Source organism: Streptococcus sp. WM07 (assembly GCF_004570525.1).
Classification (GTDB): Bacteria; Bacillota; Bacilli; order Lactobacillales; family Streptococcaceae; genus Streptococcus.
The window spans coordinates 1-407 of the sequence record NZ_SPPZ01000228.1 but is presented as its reverse complement, the minus strand read 5'-3'; the positions used below and the strand labels follow the sequence as shown (position 1 = coordinate 407).

General features: G+C 56.0%; 1 pseudogene. It reads left to right on the top strand.

The features are described from left to right. Window positions 1-407, top strand: a pseudogene (locus tag E4T71_RS09975) (hypothetical protein); the annotation flags it as partial.

Sequence of the window (407 nt, the reverse complement as noted above, 5' to 3'; positions counted from 1 at the left end):
ATGCAAGCGCGAGCGCAGAGTCTTGCCGAGAAAAGCGGGTTAGAGATCGCCTATGTACGCAGTATGGGCCTGGCACGCACCCACGTTTTCCGGGTACCTGATGCCGGCGCACAGTATTTACATCCGACTTCACGCCGTAACCGCCGCGCTATTGTCGAGATGCTGATGAGTGATCCAAGCGTGGAGTTTGTGGAGGAAAACAGACTCCATCAACCGCAGCAGGCGCCAAATGATCCTCAATACGGTCAGCAATGGCATTATTATGAGTCCGTTGGTGGTGCAGGTACCGAAGGCGCCTGGGCTGAGGGCGTGACCGGACAAGGCACAGTGGTTGCCGTCTTGGACACTGGTTACCGTCCACATGCCGATTTAGCCGCAAACCTGTTGCCTGGTTACGACATGATCAG